This window comes from Nonomuraea jiangxiensis (assembly GCF_900099965.1).
Lineage (GTDB): Bacteria > Actinomycetota > Actinomycetes > Streptosporangiales > Streptosporangiaceae > Nonomuraea > Nonomuraea jiangxiensis.
The window spans coordinates 213,383-232,137 of record NZ_FNDJ01000007.1 but is presented as its reverse complement, the minus strand read 5'-3'; the positions used below and the strand labels follow the sequence as shown (position 1 = coordinate 232,137).

Genomic DNA, 18,755 nt, shown 5'->3' with positions numbered 1-18,755 from the left:
TTTCCGCGTGGTCCTGTCCGGGGTCACCCGGCCAGTTCGGCCCTCAGCTCCTCGGCGGTGGTGACGGGCATGCGGCAGGCGAAGTTCCGGCACACGTAGGCGGCGGGCGCCCCGCCGACCAGGCCGCGTCCTTCGAGCAGGCTCGGGAACGCCTCCCCTGGCACCAGGGGATCACCGGTGCGCGGCGCGTGGCCGTCCCCCGAGTCGAGCGCCACCACCAGGCCGGGCACGTCGGCCAGCAGCGCGGTCCGGTGCAGCTCGGTCGTGCGCGCGTCGCCGGCCGGGCCCACGACGGCCACCTCGACCGGCCCCGCCAGCGCCGCCCGCGCCACCGCCAGGCCCCAGCCCGCGAACCGGGCATGCCCGGTGGCCAGCACGGACACCGTGCCGAGCGCGGCGTGGGCGGCCTCCCGGTGGCGTGCCGAGCCGGTCAGCGCACCGTAGGAGAGCAGCGCGCCCGCGGCCGCGTACTGGCCGGAGGGGGTGGCGTTGTCCGTGGCGTCCTGGGGCCGCTGGAAGAGCCGCTCGGCGTCGTCGGCCGTGTCGTAGAAGCCCCCCGCCCCGTCGGCGAACCGGTCGAGCACGGCGTCCAGCAGCGTGCCCGCCAGCCGCAGCCAGCCGGCCTCGCCGGTGACGCCGTAGAGGGAGATCAGTCCCTCGGCCACGTTGGCGTAGTCGTCGAGCACCCCGGCGTTCGGGCCCGCCCGGCCGTCCCGCGAGGTGCGCAGCAGCCTGCCGTCCGCCAGATGGGTGTCCGCGAGCAGCTCGGCCGCCGCCGTGGCCGCCGCCACCAGGTCGGGCCGCTCGAACACCACGCCGGTCTCCGCCAGCGCGGCGATGGCCAGCCCGGTCCAGGAGGCCACGACCTTGTCGTCGCGTCCCGGGCGTACACGGCGCTCCCTGGCGGCGAGCAGGCGCTCGCGTACGGCGCGGTAGCGCTCGGGGTCGTCGGGGTCGCGCGGGAGCTGGAGCACGGACGTGCCGTGCTCGAAGGTGCCGGTCACCTCGAACAGCTCCGCCGCCCACCGCCCGTCGTCCGGGCCGAGCACCCGGTCCAGCTCCTCGGGCGTCCAGACGTAGAACTTGCCCTCCACGCCCTCGCTGTCGGCGTCGAGCGCCGAGGCGAACCCGCCCTCGGGCGTGCGCATCTCCCGCAGCAGCCAGTCGGCCGTCTCCAGGGCGACCCGCCGCGCCAGGTCGCCGCCGCCGGCCTTCCACCAGTGCGTGTAGACGCGCAGCAGCAGGGCGTTGTCGTAGAGCATCTTCTCGAAGTGCGGCACGACCCATTCCGCGTCCACGCTGTAGCGGGCGAACCCGCCGCCGAGCTGGTCGTACATGCCGCCGCGGGCCATCGCCGCCAGCGTGTGCCCGCTCATCTCGCGCTCGCCGGAACGCAGCAGGAACTCCAGCACCATGGACGGCGGGAACTTGGGCGCCCCGCCGAACCCGCCGTTGGCCGCGTCGTAGGAGCTCCGCAGATTCCGCACGGCCGTCGCCAGGGTGTCCGCGTCCGGCAGAGCCCCGGCGGGCAGCGTGGTGGCGGCGTTGAGCGCCTTCACCACCTCGGCGCCCTGCCGCACCACGGACTCCCGGTCGCCCGTCCACACCTTGTGGACCTCGCTGAGCAGGCGCTGGAAGTGCGGGCGCGGGAAGTAGGTGCCGCAGAAGAACGGATGGCCCTCGGGCGTCGCGAACACCGTCATCGGCCAGCCGCCCTGCCGCGTCATGGCCTGCGTGGCGCCCATGTAGACGGCGTCCACGTCGGGCCGCTCCTCGCGGTCGACCTTCACGTTGACGAAGTGCTCGTTCATGAGCCGCGCGGTCTCGGCGTCCTCGAAGCTCTCGTGGGCCATGACGTGGCACCAGTGACACGCCGAGTAGCCCACGCTGATCAGGAGCGGTACGTCACGCCGGCGGGCCTCCGCGAACGCCTCCTCGCCCCACGGGTGCCAGTCGACCGGATTTGCCGCGTGCTGCAGCAGATAGGGGCTCGTGGCGTCTTTCAAGCGGTTCATCGGGACCTCCCCTTTCACCCTAGACCGCCGGGGCACGGGCGGGCCGCGGCTGACTCGCCGACGCCGGACGGCGTAGGTTACGTACCGTGGATAGGGACTTCGTCTGCACTCATGCCGGACGCCCGGCGACCGCGCTCACGCGCAGGGACGTGGCACGCGCTCTGCTGGCCGTGCCGTCGGGGGTGGCGCTCGTGGCGCTGCCCGACCTGCGGCGGGCGATGATCGCGGCGGGCAACCCGCTCTCCCCGGCGTTCTGGGACTCGGCCAAGGCGACGCTCGGCCTGATCGAGGCGGGCCTGGCCACGGTCGGCGACGTGCAGCGCTGGATCGAGTCCACCGGCACCGAGCCGATCCTGCTGACACCCAGCTACTTCGTCTGGCCGGAGGAGGACGAGCGCGGGCCCGTGGCCGCCGAGATGTTCGGGCGGCTGGTCGCCTACCTGGAGGAGCGCGTCCGGGCCGGGGAGATCGACCCCGACGCGCTGGTGACCGGGGACGCCGCCGCCCGCAGCGCGTACGAGGAGTTGCAGGAGCGCTGGCTCTCCATGCCGCTGCCGGACGGCAGGGTGCCCCGCTTCGCGGTCACCGACGAGCAGGACGAGGAGCCGTTCGCGGCCTGGGACGAGGAGGAGGCGTTCGCGCTCTCGGAGCTGCGGCGCATCATCGCGGGCCTGCCCAAGCAGCCCGACCTGCCCCTGGGCGAGCTTGAGGTGGCCGCCACGCGCCTGCGCGAGCTGCTCGCCCTGCCCGACTACCCCGGCAACGTGCTGCGGGCCTGCGCAGGCTTCGAGGACCGGCCGCTCCCCGACGACGACCAGGAGTTGTGGCTGGCGGTGGCGGCGGGCGTGGCGGGGCCCGTCTCGGACCTGTCGGAGGACGGCGACCTGCTGGAGGAGTTCACCGACCTCGACGGGGAGCTGAGCGTGGAGGACGCGACGCTGGCCAACCTCTGCGCGATCCAGTACGCCGACTGGCTGGCCGGGGTGACGGCGCTGGCCCGGCTGGGACCCGGGGTGCTGGCCTCGCCGGAGCGCATGGCCCGGCTGATCGCCGAGTCGGAGGACATCTACGTCGACGAGTCGGACACCGACGACCTGGTCGCCACGGAAGGGCTGTTCACGCCGGTGGTGAGCCTGTGGGGCCATCTCGGCATCGTGGACGGGGACGAGGTGCTCACCCCGCTGGGCTGGTGGGGGCTGCCGAAGGCGCTCGAACGCGCCTGGTCAACTCCCGCGGACTGAGGAGTCGTCCACCAGGTGCTGGAACTCGGGGTGCCGCTCGATGTACTTCTTCACGTAGGGGCAGAGCGGCACGACGCCCAGCCCGGTGTCGTCGCTGGCCTGGAGCGCGTATTCGACCAACCGGCTCGCCAGGCCCTGCCCTTCGTACGCGGGCAGCACCTCGGTGTGCGTGAAAGCGATCTTGGTGGGCAACAGGCGATAGTCGGCGAACCCGGCGACCTTGCCGTCGACGAGGATCTCGAAGCGGTTTTCGGTCGAGTTGTCGACTATTTCAATCGGCATCTACATCAGCCTTCTTGTTGTCCTGGTCGCTTTCGTGCGGCACCTGAATCTTCGACATCTGCTTGTTCATCGACTTGATCAGGACGAACAGCGCCAGGCCCAGCAGGGCCACCACCACGAAGCCGAGCAGACCCGGACTGACTTCACCCGCTGCTAGAACTGTCACCCCTCCAGTCTGCCACCAGGGGGTGGTGGTCCTGCCAGTGGCAGGTGGGGGTGGGAGCGGTCCTGCCATCGGCGGGTAAACGCGATCCCTGCCGGCGGCGGGTGAGGCGGGTCCGGGTCAGCGGCGGGCAAAGGCCCCGCCGTCAGTGACAGGCCGGTGAGACGTCCTCGGCGTGGATGCCGGTGAACAGGTCGTCCTCCGGCAGCTCGGTGTCCACCAGCGAGCGCGCCAGGTGGTAGTCCTCCGTCGGCCAGATCTCCTGCTGCAGCTCGCGCGGGCAGACGAACCAGAAGCCCTCCGGGTCCACCTGGGTGGCGTGGGCGAGCAGCGCGTCGTCGCGGATCTGGAAGTAGTCGCCGCAGGGCACCCGCGTGGTCACCGGCCACTTGGCGGGTCGGTCCTCCCAGCGGGCGATCCAGTCGGAGTAGGGGGAGCCGAGGCCGCGCGAGTTCATGGCCTCGTGGAGGGCTTCGAAACGCTCCTTGGTGAAGCCCATGTGGTAGTAGAGCTTCAGCGGCTGCCAGGGGTCGCCGGTGCCCGGGTAGCGGTCGGGGTCGCCGGCCGCCTCGAAGGCCTCCACGGAGACCTTGTTGGTCATGATGTGGTCGGGGTGCGGGTAGCCGCCGTCGTCGTCGTAGGTGATGATGACGTGCGGCCTGAACTCGCGTACGGCCGCCACCAGCGGCGCAGCGGCGTCCTCGAGCTTCTGCACGGCGAAGCAGCCCTCGGGCAGCTCCTCCTCCTCGCTCTCCGGCAGGCCGGAGTCGACGAATCCCAGGAAACGCTGCTCGACGCCGAGGATCTCGCGCGCCCGCGACATCTCGGCCCTGCGCACCTCGCCGATGTTGGCGACGATCTCAGGCCGGTCCATCTTGGGGTTGAGCACTGATCCGCGTTCACCGCCCGTACACGTACACACCAGCACTTCCACGCCTTCGCGCACGTAGCGCGCCATTGTGGCGGCGCCCTTGCTCGACTCGTCATCGGGATGGGCGTGGACGGCCATCAGTCTCAGCGGTGCACTCACGGGAGAGCTCTCCTCATTGGACCAGTCAGTCGCCCAGAGAGGTTAGTTTCTGCTGGGCGGTCGCGAGGGCACTCCCCCCGCGAGCGACAATTGTCTCGGATAACGCCGAGGGAGTGCAGGGAGATTCCGCCATGGTCACCAGAGATGCCGAGAACGGGCCCGTTCTCGGCACACCCGACGACTTCCCCGACCGTCCCAGGCGAGGTGGTCGGCTGGTCGTGCACGTCGTGATCGGCGTGCTGGTGGCCATCATCGCCGGCGGCTGGGGCTACGTGATGTGGTCGATGACGGCGGGCGGCGCGGAGGTGCCGTCACAGGTAGTGACGTTCCAGGTGAACAGCCCGAGCCAGGCTGAGATCACTTTCGAGGTGTACAAGCCGGACGATAGGGTGGCCGTCTGCCGGATCAGGGCGCTCGACGTCAATCACGCGGAAGTGGGCAGCAAGGAAGTAAGAATCCCGCCAGGTGAGGGTAGTAAGCAGCTCAAGGAAAGCCTCGACACGAGTGGCGAGGCCACTTCCGTCCACGTCCAGTACTGCAATCTCGTATAGTGAGACATTTGGGGAAGCGTTGGAGCGGTTAACTTGTTAGCCTTTCGCAATTCAACCTGGCGCAACCCCAAGTGATCACAGGGCCCCCTAGGCAAGCAAGGAGAACCCGTGGCCGACTCTCGTGATGAGAACGTCACATGGCTGACGCAGGAGGCGTACGACCGTCTGAAGGCGGAGTACGAGTATCTCTCTGGCCCCGGGCGCGTCGACATCGCCAAGAAGATCGAGGCCGCCCGCGAAGAGGGCGACCTGCGTGAAAACGGCGGATACCACGCCGCCAAGGACGAGCAGGGCAAGATGGAAGCCCGCATCTTCCACCTTCGGCAGATCCTCGACAACGCCCAGGTGGGAGAGGCACCCAAGGCCGAGGGTGTGGTGGGTCCCGGCATGACAGTGACGATCCGGTTCGTCGGCGACGACGACGAGGTCACCTTCCTGCTCGCCTCCCGTGAGGAGAGCGGCGCCCCCATCGACGTCTACTCGCCGAAGTCCCCCCTCGGGTCGGCGATCAACGGGAAGAAGATCGGGGAGAAGGCGACCTACTCCCTGCCGAACGGGCGCCAGAACACCGTCGAGATCCTCGAGGCAGTCCCGTACATCGGGAACTGAGCCCCCTGGACCACGACCGCCGGGCCCACGTCGGCCCGGCGGATTTTTCGCATGGGTCCGGAATCCGGCAGGACCTGAGCTTCCTCGTCCAGTCTCGTAAGCGGCGTAACACGTACAAGCTGGTGCCGTTCATCGTGGTGCTGCTGGTCGCGGTGCTGACCGCGGACGTGCTGCTGCTGGCGGAGGTGGAGAAGGGGGCGCTGCCGGTGGCGGGGCGCGGCGATCAGCCGGTGACCCGCCAGACGCTGATGGCGGACCAGCGGCAGCAGCAGCCGGCCGGGACCGTCCAGCAACCTGCCGGAGCCGTCCAGCAGCCGGGCGCGACCCTCCAGCCGGTGGCGCCGCTGGGCCAGTTGCACAAGCCCAACCTGTTCGTGCTCACGACCAGGCCGTTCACCAACGAGCTCTTACAGAAGGTCGCCAAGCTCCGCGGCGTGCGGGCGCTGGAGCTGGCCGACGCCGCGTCCATCACGCTCGACGGCAAGCGGGTGCAGACGCTGGCCGTCAATCCCTCCACCTTCCGCGCCTTCACACCCAAGGTGACCGCCTCGTCCGACGCGCTGTGGCACAACGTCGCGGCCGGTGACGTGGCGGTCTCGTTCGTGCTGGGCAACGACGGCGGGCTGAGCCTGCACCGGCAGGTGAACGGCCCGGCCGGGCCGCTGCGGATCGGCGCGTACGCCACCACCGGGTTCGGCGCCGTGGACGCCCTGGTGTCCAGGGACGTCGGCCGCAGGCTGGGCCTGCCGCACGACAACGCGCTCATCATCAGCGCCCCCAAGACCGACTCCGCGAAGCTGCGCGGGCTCATCCTGAAGAACCTGCCCAAGGGCACGCAGGTGGCCACGATCAACCCGGTGCTGCCGCCCGCCCAGAAGGCCACGCAGAACTGGCCCTCGGGCTCGTTCATGACGGCCGAGCAGATCACGACCGCGCTCAAGGCCGCCGCCTCCAAGCTCGGCAGACCGTACGTGTGGGGCGCCGAGGGCCCCGACACCTTCGACTGCTCGGGGCTGGTCCAGTGGGCTTACGCCCAGGCCGGGGTGCGGATGCCCCGGGTGACGCACCAGCAGTGGGTGACCGGCCCGCAGGTCGACCTGGCGCACGCCCAGCCCGGCGATCTGATCTTCTGGCGCCTTGACCCGACAAATCCGGATTACATCTCGCACGTGGCGATTTACTGGGGCAACGGGAAAATGATCCAGGCCCCACGTACCGGAGACGTGGTCAAAATCTCCTCGGTCTACACCCGCAATCTGGCCGGAGTCGTCCGGGTGAGCCCGATAGCCGCCGCCCGAGTCCGCTGACCGGCCGGCTTTTCGCGCACAGCGCACTGATCTGGAGAGTGCATTGGGCGCGCAACCGTGTAATCATAATTACATGGCAATAGATGATACGACGGCACAGGTGCATGGGTGGTTCGCCGGCCGGCTGCCCGAGGGGTGGTTCACCGGCGCGCCGGAGATCGTCAGGGACCGCGAGGAGATCGCGGTGCTCGGCACGCTGCCCGACCTGTCGGAGGACGTCCCGGAGGCCGAGCGGGCCGCCATGGTCGAAGGGCTGGCCCGGCGGTTCAGGGAGGAGACGCGCGAGCGGCGCATCGAGATCGCCAGGGAGGCCGAGCACAAGTTCCGGCAGAAGGTGTCGTGGGGTGTCGTCTGTGGTGGCCATACTGTGATGTTCACCACACTCTCCGTGCCCGTGATGACCCGGCTGCGGCAGGCGGAGCGCCAGGTCCTCGACACGCTCGTGGCCGCCGGCGTGGCCAGGAGTCGCAGCGACGCCCTCGCCTGGTGCGTCCGCCTCGTCGGGAAGAACACCGACACGTGGCTCGCCGACCTGCGGGATGCTCTCCAGCACGTCGACAGAGTCCGCTCGGAGGGCCCCGACGTCCATTCCTGAGACCACGCAGCGGAAACGGCGCGACGAATGGACTAAACCACTGGGGAAATTGGTTTAGACCAGCGGTATTGGACTGGACCACTGCGCGGAATTCATTCTTTTAAAACCGCTCGGCTTGGGTAGGCTCCCCCAATCGTCAGGGCCGCTGCCTGCGGCGACGGCCATGCCAACAGGTCTATGCCAATTGGCTTTCACGCCGCTTCGTCGTTAATGATGACTGGGCCCTGAGAGAGTGGAGGAGTCGCAGTCGTGTCCGTTTCCGTGGAAGTCCCCGCGCCGACCAGCAATAGAGAATTGGCTGCGTGGGTGAAGGAGATCGCAGCCCTGACCCAGCCTGACCGGATCGAGTGGTGCGACGGGTCGGAGGAGGAGTGGACGCGTCTGACCAACCTCCTCGTGGAGCAGGGCACGCTCACGCGCCTGGCCGCCCGGCCCAACAGCTTCTACGCGAAGTCCGATCCCAGCGACGTGGCCAGGGTCGAGGACCGTACGTTCATCTGCTCGGAGCGCCAGGAGGACGCCGGGCCCACCAACAACTGGATCCCGCCGGTCGAGATGCGCCAGACCTTCGGCGAGCTGTTCAAGGGCTGTATGCGCGGCCGCACGATGTACGTCGTGCCGTTCTGCATGGGCCCGCTGGGCGGCGAGATCTCGCAGCTCGGCGTCGAGATCACCGACTCGGCGTACGTGGCCGTGTCCATGCGCGTCATGACGCGGATGGGCGACCGGGCACTGCGCCTCATCGAGGAGCGCGGAGAGTTCGTCAAGGCCGTGCACTCCGTCGGGGCGCCGCTGGAGCCCGGCCAGGACGACGTGGCCTGGCCGTGCAGCTCGACCAAGTACATCAGCCACTTCCCCGAGACCCGCGAGATCTGGTCCTACGGCTCGGGCTACGGCGGCAACGCGCTGCTCGGCAAGAAGTGCTACGCCCTGCGCATCGCCAGCGTCATGGCCCGCGACGAGGGCTGGATGGCCGAGCACATGCTGATCCTCAAGCTCACCCCGCCGGACGGCGAGACCCGTTACGTCGCCGCGGCCTTCCCGAGCGCCTGCGGGAAGACCAACCTGGCGATGCTCCAGCCCACGATCCCGGGCTGGAAGGTCGAGACCATCGGCGACGACATCGCCTGGATGCGCTTCGGCGACGACGGCCGCCTCTACGCGATCAACCCGGAGGCCGGCTTCTTCGGCGTCGCGCCCGGCACCGGCCAGGTGACCAACGCCAACGCGATCAAAACTCTCTGGGGCAACAGCATCTTCACCAACGTCGCCCTGACCGACGACGGCGACGTGTGGTGGGAGGGGCTGACCGAGGAGCCGCCGGCCCACCTGACCGACTGGAAGGGCCGCTCGTGGACGCCTGACAGCGACGAGCCGGCCGCCCACCCGAACGCCCGCTTCACCACACCCGCCGCCCAGTGCCCCACCATCGCACCCGAGTGGCAGGACCCCAAGGGCGTGCCCATCTCAGCGATCTTGTTCGGCGGCCGCCGCGCGACCGCCGTACCTCTGGTGACGGAGTCGCTGAGCTGGGAGCACGGCGTCTTTCTCGGAGCCAACGTCGCCTCCGAGAAGACCGCCGCCGCCGAGGGCAAGGTGGGCGAGCTGCGCCACGACCCGTTCGCCATGCTGCCGTTCTGCGGCTACAACATGGGCGACTACTTCGGCCACTGGCTCGACATCGGCCGCCGCGAGGGTGCCCGGCTGCCCCGCATCTACTACGTCAACTGGTTCCGCAAGAACGCCGACGGCCAGTTCATCTGGCCCGGCTTCGGCGAGAACAGCCGCGTGCTCAAGTGGATCGTCGAGCGGCTCAACGGGACCGCCAAGGCCGTGCCCTCGCCGATCGGCCTGCTGCCGGACGACCTCGACACCGAGGGGCTCGACCTGTCCGACGAGGACCTGCGCACGCTGCTCAGCGTGGACCGCGAGGTGTGGCGCGAGGAGGCCGCGCTGATCCCGGCCCACTTCGAGAAGTTCGGCTCCCACCTGCCGAAGCGGCTGTGGGAGGAGTACAACGCCCTGGTCGACCGCCTCGGCTGAGCGGAGGACCCCTGTGCGGTACAGCGCCGTACCGCACAGGGAACATGACTTGTGCGTGAGCTAATCGAGCGAAACCCGCTGTCCGGGTAACGGACTATTTACGCTCTCCCTCAAGGCGTCATTCCGGCATCCAGCCTGAACGACCGCACGAGGGGAGGCCGTTTCATGGACCTGTTCCTGCTGATTCTTTCAGTGGTCCTGGCGGCGGGGGCCGCCGTCACCGCACGAGCGATCAAACGCGAGCACGCCGCCACCCGCGCGGTCACGCGACACTCCCGCCTTCGCGCCCCCGGCCGCTACGAGCTGGCCTATCTGGCGGGCGGTGCGGACCGGGTGGCGGACACAGCGGTGGGGTTGCTGGCGAACTCTGGGGACATCCGGGTGGCACGCGGGGGCCGCGTGCACCACGTCGAGGGGGCCAGGAGGTCGCGCGAGCCCGTCGAGGAGACGGTGCTGGGCACGGTCGCCACCCACTCCGGCATGGCGGCGGGCTCGCTCAGGCGCATGGTCGCCAGGAGCCTGGCCGTGGAGACGATCGAGCAGTATCTCGCGAGGACCGGCATGATCCCGGCGGACGGCGCCCTCGCCCGGGCCGAGCGGCTGGGCACCTGGCTGGGGGCGCTGGCGATCGCGTCATTCGCCGGGGCGGCCGGCTCCGTGGTGCTGCTCGTGTTGGGCGGCGAGCGCCTGCTGCTGCTGCCGGCCATGCTCGTCTTCGTGGGCACGATGGTGACCACCGCGGTGGGGGCCTGGTGGAACCGTCGTGCCGGGCGGGGGCCGCTGACACCGCTGGGTCAGGAGGTGCTGGACGCGGCCAGGCGGGCGACCCTCCGGGGCGACGCCGACCTTCCGGTGGCCATGGCCCTCTACGGGCTGGACGAGCTGCGCAATCCGGGCCTGCGGGCCGAACTTCTCGGGGTCGGCGCTCCCGCTAGTCCGAGCCGGCGGCGGTCCGCGTACTCCAGGGGCGGCTCGTCCTCTGGGAGCAGCTCGTCCTCCTGCGGTGCCGGTGTGACCTCCTACAGCTGCGCCGGCACGTCGAGCAGGTACGAGGGCGGTCTGTCCTCGTGCGGCGGCGGGTCGAGCTCGTGCGGCGGTGGAGGCGGGTGTGGCGGCGGTGGAGGCTGACATGTCGGGTTCCAAGCGTGACCTGCCGGATCTCGGGGTGGGCATCGGCTGGCGGGCCGAGCTCGACCTGACGATCGAGCGCATGGCCGGGGTCGACTTCCTTGAGGTGGTCGCCGAGAACGTCAGGCCCGCCGACTTGCCCGAGTCCTTACGGGTGCTGCGTGCCCGGGGGCTGCCGGTGGTTCCGCACGGGGTGTCGCTCGGGGTCGGGGGCGCCGAGCGGCCCTCGGCGGACCGGCTCGCCCACCTGGCCGCCTGCGCGCAGGCGCTGGACTCGCCGCTGGTCAGCGAGCACCTGGCGTTCGTCAGGGGCGGCGGCATGGAGGCGGGGCACCTGCTGCCGGTGCCCCGCACGCGCTGGTCGCTGCGGGTCATCACGGAGAACGTACGCCGGGCGCAGGACTCCCTGCCCGTCCCGCTGGCCCTGGAGAACGTCGCCGCCATCTTCGGCTGGCCGGACGACGAGCTGACCGAGGCCGAGTTCCTCGCCGAGCTGGTGGAGCGTACGGGGGTCATGTTGCTGATCGACGTGGCCAACCTCTACACCAACCAGTTCAACCTGGGCCTGTCGGCGGTGGCGGCGCTCGACACGCTGCCGCTGGAGCACCTGGCGTACGTGCACGTGGCCGGAGGATACGAGCACCACGGCATCTGGCACGACACGCACACCACCGCGGCGCCGCAGGCGGTCCTCGACGTGCTCAGCGAGCTGTGCGCCCGGGTCAGTCCTTCGGGCGTGCTGCTGGAGTGGGACGACGAGTACCCGAGCGACGCCGCTCTGGCGACCGAGCTGTCACGGATCCGGGCCGCGATGCACCGGGTGGGAGCGGAGATCCCCCGGTGACCCGGAGGACGTCCGACGAGGCACCGCAGAGGACGGCGGACGAGGGGCCGGACAGGACAGGGGAGGCGGCTACGGACCAGGCGGCGGACGAGGCGGTGGAGCTGGCCGTGGCCCAGCGGTGGCTGGCCGAGGCGCAGGGGCGGGTGGTCGCCGCCCTGGTCGGGGGAGCCGAGCCGCCGGCGGGGTTCGATCCCGAGCGGATGAGGGCGCAGGCGGCGAGCCTGGTCTCCAAGCGGCGCGGCATAGTGGCCAGGATCCGCCCGGACGTCGCCGCCGCGGCGGGCGCCGACCTGGCCGCGGAGTTCGCCGCCTACGCCCGGGCCCGCACCGCCCCGGCGCCCGGCTACCGCACCGACGCCGACGACTTCGCCGCCTGGTTGCGCGAGCGCGGACGCCTGCCGGATCCGCCCCGCAGGCCCCGCTGGTGGTCCCGCTTCCTGCCCTAAGCTGATCGTAGCAAGCGCTTGGGAGGCAGGATGCGGATCGTCAACATGGGTGACTGGCCACTGAGCCAGGAGGACGAGCAGGCGCACAAGCCCGGCGGCGAGCCGTTGTGGAACGAGTCCCACTACTTCGACTTCGTGTCCGAGGACGGCGAGCTGGGCGGCTACGTCCGGCTCGGCCTCTATCCGAACTGGAAGCGGGCCTGGTACTGGGCCTGCCTGGTGACCGGGGACGGCCGCCGGGCCGAGGTGATCGACCACGAGGCCCCGCTGCCCGGCCCCGGCCTGGTGGTGGCGGGCGACGGCTACACGGCCTCCTGCCACACGCCCGAGCCGTTCGGTTCGGCGCGCGTGCGCCTGTCCTCCGCCGGCCTGTCGCTGGACCTCGAATGGCGTACGAGCGGCGGCGTCTACGGCTACGCCCTGACCCCGCGTTACGAGGTCCCCTGCGAGGTCAACGGCACGATCGAGGGCCTGGGCTTCCGCGGGGCCTTCCACGGGCACGGCGAGCGCGACCACAGCTGGGGCGTACGCGACTGGTGGTCGATCTCCTGGCTGTGGAGCAGCGGCCGGCTGGCGGACGGCACGCAGCTGCACGGCATGCAGGCCAACCTGGGGGTGGCCCTGCCCTGGCCCGCGTTCCGGGTGCCGCCGGGCGGTGAGCTGGAGCACGTCGCGGACTTCTCGGCGGCGACCGAGTTCGACGGGGACCGCCCGGTCGAGACGGTGCTGCGCTTCCCCGGGCTCGCCACGCGGGTGCGGCCGCTCGCCTTCGCCCCCGTGACGCTGACGTCCGCCGAGGGCGCGGTGGCCGAGTTCCCCAGGGCGATGTGCCGGTTCGAGGCCGAGGACGGGCGCACGGGGTACGGCTGGACCGAATGGCACCAGCCCCCCGGCTGGCAAGAACACGGCTGGCGACCCCCGACATAGGGGTGTTTAACCCACTTTAGGTCCGGAAACGGTGTGGAAAGTGGGGCAGCTACGTTGTGTCGATGGGTCTTGTCTGACCGTCACGCCTGTCGCGTGCACGGACAGTGTCGGCATGCCCTACGAGATAACCCTTGAGCTGCACCGCGACGGCACCCCGTACGGGAGCGTCGGGGAGCGGTGCGGCTGGCTGCTGGCCCGCCTGGCGCGCGGCGTCGACGAGGCTCGCCAGGGCCGGGGAGCGGCCAGGCGATGGACCGATCCCGACGACAGGTTCCCCGACGAGGAGCCGGACGGCGAGCTGTTCTCGTTCCGCTACCGCACGCGGACCGGGCTGGTGGGCGGGGGCGAGCTGCGCTGCCAGTTGCGGACCATCCCCGTCTGGCAGCCGGGTTCCCGCCGGTGGCGGCTGATCAGGCGGGCCTATGTGGAGGCGTGGGGCAGTACGGGCGTGGGCATGCGGGCGGTGCTGACGTCGGCGGAGTTGTCCATGTTCATGCGAGGTCTCGTACACGAGGCCGAGGGGTGTCTGGAAGGTAGAGAACTGGCCAGGAATCCGGGAGAGGGAGCAGGCACGGGCGAATCGCGGTGATAATTGCCTATTGGGTCATTCGACCAAAGGCACAGCACCGCTGTGGGGAGGCGCTTCGTGGGCCTGCGCGATCTGGTCTACCGGCTGTACGAGCACCGGCTGGAGGCCAAGCTGTCGAAGGACAGCATCCCCCGGCATGTCGGGGTCATCATCGACGGCAATCGCCGCTGGGCGCGCGCCATGGGCATGCGCGACGTGGCCTCCGGGCACCGCAAAGGCGCGGACAAGATCTCCGAGCTGCTCAGCTGGTGCCGCGAGACCGGCGTCGAGGTCGTGACGGTCTGGATGTTGTCCAACGACAACCTCAACCGCCCGCGCGAGGAGCTGGAGCCGCTGCTGCGCATCATCGAGGACGTGACGCAGGAGCTGGTGGCCGAGGGCTGGCGGATCAGCCCGGTCGGCGCGCTTGATCTACTGCCGGATAGAACGGCGAATGTCCTTAAAAACGCAAAGGAAGCTTCATCACACCGTCCTGGCCTGATTGTGAACGTTGCAGTTGGGTATGGAGGAAGGCGTGAGATTGCCGATGCGGTGCGCTCACTGCTTCAAGAGCAAGCGAGCATGGGGGCCAGCATCGAGGACCTCGTTGAGGTGCTCGATGTCGAGCACATCGCGGAGCATCTCTATACTCGCGGCCAGCCTGACCCGGATCTTCTCATCCGGACCTCGGGCGAGCAGCGCTTGTCGGGTTTCATGCTGTGGCAGAGCGCTCATTCCGAGTTCTACTTCCACGAGGCCTACTGGCCGGACTTCCGCAGGGTGGACTTCCTTCGAGCGCTGCGTGACTACGCTGCGAGACACCGACGTTACGGTTCCTGACGCGACATCTGGGTATTCAGGACGTAACGTTGGAAATGTCCGCCCACAGGGTGGACATTTCGGAAAGGGTCCGCCCTTGCACCAAGACCTGCCGAGGGGGGCCGGTCCCCGGCACCGCCGGCAGTTCGTGGTCGGGGACGCGGGTCCGGTCCGATTCCCGCCTCGTCTGCAGGGTGCCGCACCATCGGGCACCCGGGGGAGAACGTGTGGCAGTGTCCTCGAGCAACCCTTCGACCAAGCCGACCAAGCGAACGTACGTGCTGGACACCTCCGTCCTGCTCGCCGACCCGGCGGCCATGACGAGATTCGCTGAGCACGACGTCGTCCTTCCCATCGTGGTCATCACGGAGTTGGAAGGAAAGCGGCACCATCCCGAGCTCGGTTACTTCGCGAGGAAGGCCCTGCGCTACCTCGACGACCTGCGCATCCAGTACGGCAGACTGGACGAGCAGATGCCGACGGGGGATGGCACGATCAGGGTTGAGCTCAATCACAGCGATCCGTCCATCCTGCCTGTGGGTTTCCGCCTGGGTGACAACGACACCCGCATCCTCAGCGTGGCCCGCTCGCTGGCCGCCGAGGGGTGCGACGTCGTCCTGGTGTCCAAGGACCTGCCGTTGCGCGTCAAGGCGGCCTCGATCGGCCTGACCGCGGAGGAATACCGCGCCGAGCTGGTCGATGAGTCCGGCTGGACGGGGATGGCAGAGGTGCAGGTGACCGCCGAGGACGTCGAGACGCTCTTCGACCAGGGCACCGCTGATTTCGAGGAGGCCAGGGACCTGCCGGCGCACACTGGTCTGCGGCTGCTGTCGGCCAAGGGCTCGGCGCTCGGCAGGGTGCAGCCCGACAAGTCGGTGCGGCTGGTCCGCGGCGACCGTGAGGTGTTCGGGCTGCACGGCCGCTCCGCGGAGCAGCGCATCGCGCTCGACCTGCTCATGGACCCAGAGATCGGCATCGTCTCGCTCGGGGGCAGGGCCGGCACCGGCAAGTCGGCGCTGGCGCTGTGCGCGGGCCTGGAGGCCGTCCTGGAGCGCCGCCAGCACCGCAAGGTCATCGTCTTCCGCCCCATCTACGCCGTGGGTGGCCAGGAGCTCGGCTACCTGCCGGGCACCGAGGGCGAGAAGATGGGCCCGTGGGCGCAGGCGGTCTACGACACGCTGGGCGCGATCACCTCACCCGAGGTGATCGAGGAGGTGCTCGACCGGGGCATGCTGGAGGTGCTCCCGCTGACGCACATCCGCGGCCGATCGCTGCACGACGCCTTCGTGATCGTGGACGAGGCGCAGTCGCTGGAGCGCGGCGTGCTGCTGACCGTGCTGAGCCGGATCGGGGCCAACTCCCGGGTCGTGCTCACCCACGACGTGGCACAGCGCGACAACCTGCGGGTCGGCCGGCATGACGGCGTGGTGGCGGTGGTGGAGAAGCTGAAGGGTCACCCCCTCTTCGCGCACGTCACGCTGACCCGCTCCGAGCGCTCCCCGATCGCCGCCCTCGTGACGGAGATGCTGGAGGACATCACGATGTAGGTTTGAGCTCGCCACAGGTGAACCGCCCCTCCGACTCGGAGGGGCGGCCCTCGTTCTCCCGGACGATCTCGACCTGCTCGAACACCACGTCCTGCTGAGCCGTGCAGACGATCTGGGCCTTGGCGAGCTTGCTCAGGGTGCCCTCACCCCTGAGGTAGACGGTCAGCGTCAACGTACGCGGGAGCGGGATCTCGTCGCGCGTCACCGGGTTGACCGAGTCCTTGATCCCGATGTACGTGAAGCCGCGCAACGCGGTGTCCCGGTCGCCGAGCGGCTGCGCCGAGGCCGCGAACAGCGCTCCCAGCAGGCTGCCCACGGTGTCGTTCTCGACGTCGGCCGGCTCCAGGGAGAGCCTGCCGTTCTTGATCAGGAAGAAGGTCTTCGACGGCGGCGGGATCGTGATCGTGGGGGCGTTGTTCCGGTCCTGTACGTCGGTGGGCGAGATGCCGCAGCCCGCCACGGCCAGCAGGGCAACGATCGCCAGGGCGCGGACGGTTCTCATGAGTGCGGCAGCCAGACGGTGAACAGGGTGCCGGGGTTCTGCTGCCGTACGGAGATCGTGCCGCCGTGCAGGTGGACGTTGGCCCTGGCGATGGCCAGGCCCAGCCCGCTGCCCTGGCTGCGGGCCCGGCCCGCGCCGGCCTTGAAGAAGCGGTCGAAGACGTGCGCCAGCGCGTCGCGCGGGATGCCCTTGCCGTGGTCGCGCACCTTGACCTCCAGTCCGTTCTCCGTGCCCCTGGCGTTGACCAGCACCGGGGGACTGCCGTGCTTGAGGGCGTTGCCGACGAGGTTGGCCACGATCACGTCGAACCTCCTCGGGTCCAGGTTGGCGGTCAGGCCCTGGGAGGCGTGCACGGTCACCTCGTCACTCCAGCCGCGGACCTCCAGGCAGTCCTGGATGGCATCGGCCACGTTCACCGGCTCCATGTTGAGCGTGGCCGTGCCCGCGTCGAAACGGCTGATCTCGATGAGGTGCTCGACCAGCTCGCGCAGGCGGACGATCTCGCGCAGCACCAGCCGTACGGCCTCCGCGGGCGCTTCGGGCAGCCGGTTGGCCTCCTCGTAGAGCATGTCGGCCACGGCCGTCATCGCGGTCAGCGGCGTACGCAGCTCGTGCGAGACGTCGGCCACGAACCTGCGTGACATGGCCTCCAGCGAGCGCAGCTCGGACACGCTCAGCTCCAGCGCCGCCGCCGCGTCGTTGAACCTGGCGGTCAGTTCGGCCAGCTCGTCCTGGCCGTGGACGGGCAGGCGGGTGTCGAGCCTGCCCTGGCCGAGCGCCTGCGCGGCCGCGCTCAGCCGTCTGACCGGCAGCAGCACCCGGCGGGCCGACAGCAGCGCCACGACCAGGGCGATCAGGACGATCGCCACGCCGCCCTGGACGAACCTGCTCCTGAGCGTGGCGAGCTGCTGCTCGTCGTCGCGCATCGGGAAGAAGACGAACGCCCGCAGTCCCGTGGCCTCGGCCACGGCGCCGGACTTCCGGTAGACCTCGGTGCCGACGATGAGCCAGAGCTCGTTTCGGATGATCTTGCGCTGGGTGACGACGCTCTGCTTGGCCCGGCCGTACAGCTCGTTGGGCACGTCGCTCATCGTCATCGGGCCGTCGCTGGCGAGCAGTTCGTGGTATTCGACGAGCACCCCGCGGCCCGGCCCGTACAGCGAGTTGGCCACCCGCTGGAGCTCCTTGGTCGTCGGCGGCGCCTCCCCGGGCGCGAGCCTGCCGACCGGGAAGTTGATGGCGGACAGCTCCCTGGTCACCAGGTTGAGGGAGGAGGTCTCGGTACGGGTCACGAGCGCCGTCTTCGCCAGCTCGAAGCCGATGGTGGCGACCAGCGTCGAGGCGGCCACGGCGACGAGGGTGAAGGTGAAGACGAGCCGGGCCCGCAACCCGGTGGGCAGCGGTATCATGGCGGGCTGAATCGGTAGCCGAATCCCCGCACGGTGTGGATGAACACGGGTTCGGCGGGACGCGGCTCGATCTTGGCCCTGATCCGCTGCACGCAGGCGTCCACCAGCCGCGAGTCCGCGATGTGCGTGTGGTCCCACACCACGCGCAGCAGGTAGCGGCGGTTGAGCACCTGGCCGGGGTGGCGGACCAGCTCCAGTAGCAGCCGCAGCTCGGTCGGCGTCAGGTGGATCTCCTTGCCGGCCAGCGTGACCTTGAGCGCGCCCCGGTCGATCACGAGGTCGCCGAAGGTGATGCGGTCGGAGGCGGCGGACTCGGCCCGGCGCAGCACGGCGCGGATGCGCGCGTCCAGGACCCGCGGCTCGACCGGTTTGACCACGTAGTCGTCGGCGCCGGCCTCCAGCCCGACCACCACGTCCAGGTCGTCGCCGCGGGCCGTGAGCAGGATGACGGGAAGCTGGTCCAGCTTGCGCACGCGGCGGCACACCTCCACCCCGTCGATCCCGGGGAGCATGACGTCCAGGATGGCGATCTCCGGGCGGCGCGCCCGGATGTGGTCGAGGGCCTCCTCGCCGGTCGCATATGAGGTGACTGAATGCCCCTGCCGGGTCAGCGCCAGCTCTAGAGCCGTACGGACCGAGGGGTCGTCTTCAACAAGAAGGATGCCAGCCACGCGCACATTATTATTCCATGTCCTGATTGCCCGAACTAAGTCACCAAACTGTGACATG

At 69.8% G+C, this 18,755-nt stretch carries 20 protein-coding genes; 13 read left to right on the top strand and 7 right to left on the bottom strand.

The window, feature by feature from the left end; genetic code table 11:
* Positions 1 to 23: 23 nt before the first annotated feature.
* Positions 24 to 2,015 carry a thioredoxin domain-containing protein gene (locus BLS95_RS17555; protein ID WP_090932462.1) on the bottom strand — a complete coding sequence of 664 codons (1,992 nt, stop codon included), beginning with the start codon at positions 2,013 to 2,015 and terminating at the stop codon, positions 24 to 26.
* An 86-nt stretch (positions 2,016 to 2,101) separates the two neighbouring features.
* On the opposite strand from BLS95_RS17555, the gene BLS95_RS17550 reads away from it, so the two are divergent.
* A complete protein-coding gene (locus BLS95_RS17550) occupies positions 2,102 to 3,256 on the top strand; it encodes a hypothetical protein (protein ID WP_090932460.1) in 1,155 nt (384 codons plus the stop codon).
* Here the strand turns inward: BLS95_RS17550 and BLS95_RS17545 are convergent.
* From BLS95_RS17545 to mca, 3 genes are all read right to left on the bottom strand, one after another.
* Entirely contained in the window at positions 3,239 to 3,538 is a 300-nt protein-coding gene (locus BLS95_RS17545; protein WP_090932457.1) for a GNAT family N-acetyltransferase, read from the bottom strand. The two genes, BLS95_RS17550 and BLS95_RS17545, sit on opposite strands and share 18 nt — an antisense overlap.
* A complete protein-coding gene (locus tag BLS95_RS55720; RefSeq protein ID WP_176993241.1) occupies positions 3,528 to 3,704 on the bottom strand; it encodes a hypothetical protein in 177 nt (58 codons plus the stop codon). Before BLS95_RS55720 ends, BLS95_RS17545 begins: the two co-directional genes overlap by 11 nt.
* Positions 3,705 to 3,846: 142 nt before the next feature.
* A complete protein-coding gene (gene mca, locus BLS95_RS17540; protein WP_090932454.1) occupies positions 3,847 to 4,731 on the bottom strand; it encodes a mycothiol conjugate amidase Mca in 885 nt (294 codons plus the stop codon).
* Between the two features lie 131 nt (positions 4,732 to 4,862).
* Between mca and BLS95_RS17535 the strand changes: the two genes are divergently transcribed.
* From BLS95_RS17535 to phoH2, 12 genes are all read left to right on the top strand, one after another.
* Complete coding sequence (locus BLS95_RS17535) at positions 4,863 to 5,282, top strand: DUF4307 domain-containing protein (RefSeq protein ID WP_090932452.1); 420 nt, start codon at positions 4,863 to 4,865, stop codon at positions 5,280 to 5,282.
* Positions 5,283 to 5,390: 108 nt separating this feature from the next.
* Complete coding sequence (gene greA / locus BLS95_RS17530) at positions 5,391 to 5,891, top strand: transcription elongation factor GreA (RefSeq protein ID WP_090932450.1); 501 nt, start codon at positions 5,391 to 5,393, stop codon at positions 5,889 to 5,891.
* A 122-nt stretch (positions 5,892 to 6,013) separates the two neighbouring features.
* Positions 6,014 to 7,198: a C40 family peptidase gene (locus tag BLS95_RS17525; RefSeq protein WP_245765109.1), complete on the top strand. Its 1,185-nt coding sequence runs from the start codon at positions 6,014 to 6,016 to the stop codon at positions 7,196 to 7,198.
* Between the two features lie 73 nt (positions 7,199 to 7,271).
* On the top strand, positions 7,272 to 7,793 hold the full coding sequence (locus BLS95_RS17520) for a hypothetical protein (RefSeq protein ID WP_090932446.1): 522 nt from the start codon (positions 7,272 to 7,274) through the stop codon (positions 7,791 to 7,793).
* 249 nt (positions 7,794 to 8,042) lie between these two features.
* Entirely contained in the window at positions 8,043 to 9,836 is a 1,794-nt protein-coding gene (locus tag BLS95_RS17515) for a phosphoenolpyruvate carboxykinase (GTP) (protein WP_090932444.1), read from the top strand.
* A gap of 165 nt (positions 9,837 to 10,001) precedes the next feature.
* Entirely contained in the window at positions 10,002 to 10,964 is a 963-nt protein-coding gene (locus BLS95_RS17510) for a TIGR04222 domain-containing membrane protein (RefSeq protein ID WP_090932442.1), read from the top strand.
* Between the two features lies 1 nt (position 10,965).
* Positions 10,966 to 11,808 carry an MbnB/TglH/ChrH family RiPP precursor modification enzyme gene (locus BLS95_RS17505; protein ID WP_090932764.1) on the top strand — a complete coding sequence of 281 codons (843 nt, stop codon included), beginning with the start codon at positions 10,966 to 10,968 and terminating at the stop codon, positions 11,806 to 11,808.
* On the top strand, positions 11,805 to 12,254 hold the full coding sequence (locus BLS95_RS17500) for an SCO6045 C-terminal-like domain-containing protein (RefSeq protein WP_218135816.1): 450 nt from the start codon (positions 11,805 to 11,807) through the stop codon (positions 12,252 to 12,254). The genes BLS95_RS17505 and BLS95_RS17500 overlap by 4 nt, the downstream gene beginning before the upstream one ends.
* A 30-nt stretch (positions 12,255 to 12,284) precedes the next feature.
* Positions 12,285 to 13,181, top strand: a complete 897-nt coding sequence (locus BLS95_RS17495) for a DUF7064 domain-containing protein (RefSeq protein WP_090932440.1) — start codon at positions 12,285 to 12,287, stop codon at positions 13,179 to 13,181.
* Positions 13,182 to 13,293: 112 nt separating this feature from the next.
* Entirely contained in the window at positions 13,294 to 13,770 is a 477-nt protein-coding gene (locus BLS95_RS17490; RefSeq protein ID WP_245765108.1) for a hypothetical protein, read from the top strand.
* Between the two features lie 57 nt (positions 13,771 to 13,827).
* Positions 13,828 to 14,589, top strand: coding sequence for an isoprenyl transferase (locus BLS95_RS17485; protein WP_090932435.1), 762 nt, complete (start codon positions 13,828 to 13,830; stop codon positions 14,587 to 14,589).
* A 206-nt stretch (positions 14,590 to 14,795) separates the two neighbouring features.
* Positions 14,796 to 16,115 carry an RNA 5'-3' helicase PhoH2 gene (phoH2, locus tag BLS95_RS17475; RefSeq protein WP_281250009.1) on the top strand — a complete coding sequence of 440 codons (1,320 nt, stop codon included), beginning with the start codon at positions 14,796 to 14,798 and terminating at the stop codon, positions 16,113 to 16,115.
* Here the strand turns inward: phoH2 and BLS95_RS17470 are convergent.
* From BLS95_RS17470 to BLS95_RS17460, 3 genes are read right to left on the bottom strand one after another with little or no spacing between them, the layout of a single operon-like run.
* On the bottom strand, positions 16,105 to 16,617 hold the full coding sequence (locus BLS95_RS17470) for a hypothetical protein (protein WP_090932427.1): 513 nt from the start codon (positions 16,615 to 16,617) through the stop codon (positions 16,105 to 16,107). The two genes, phoH2 and BLS95_RS17470, sit on opposite strands and share 11 nt — an antisense overlap.
* Positions 16,614 to 18,026 (bottom strand): sensor histidine kinase, encoded by a 1,413-nt coding sequence (locus BLS95_RS17465; RefSeq protein WP_090932425.1) that lies wholly within the window; start codon positions 18,024 to 18,026, stop codon positions 16,614 to 16,616. The genes BLS95_RS17470 and BLS95_RS17465 overlap by 4 nt, the downstream gene beginning before the upstream one ends.
* Positions 18,023 to 18,697: a response regulator transcription factor gene (locus tag BLS95_RS17460; RefSeq protein WP_090932423.1), complete on the bottom strand. Its 675-nt coding sequence runs from the start codon at positions 18,695 to 18,697 to the stop codon at positions 18,023 to 18,025. Before BLS95_RS17460 ends, BLS95_RS17465 begins: the two co-directional genes overlap by 4 nt.
* Positions 18,698 to 18,755: the final 58 nt, after the last annotated feature.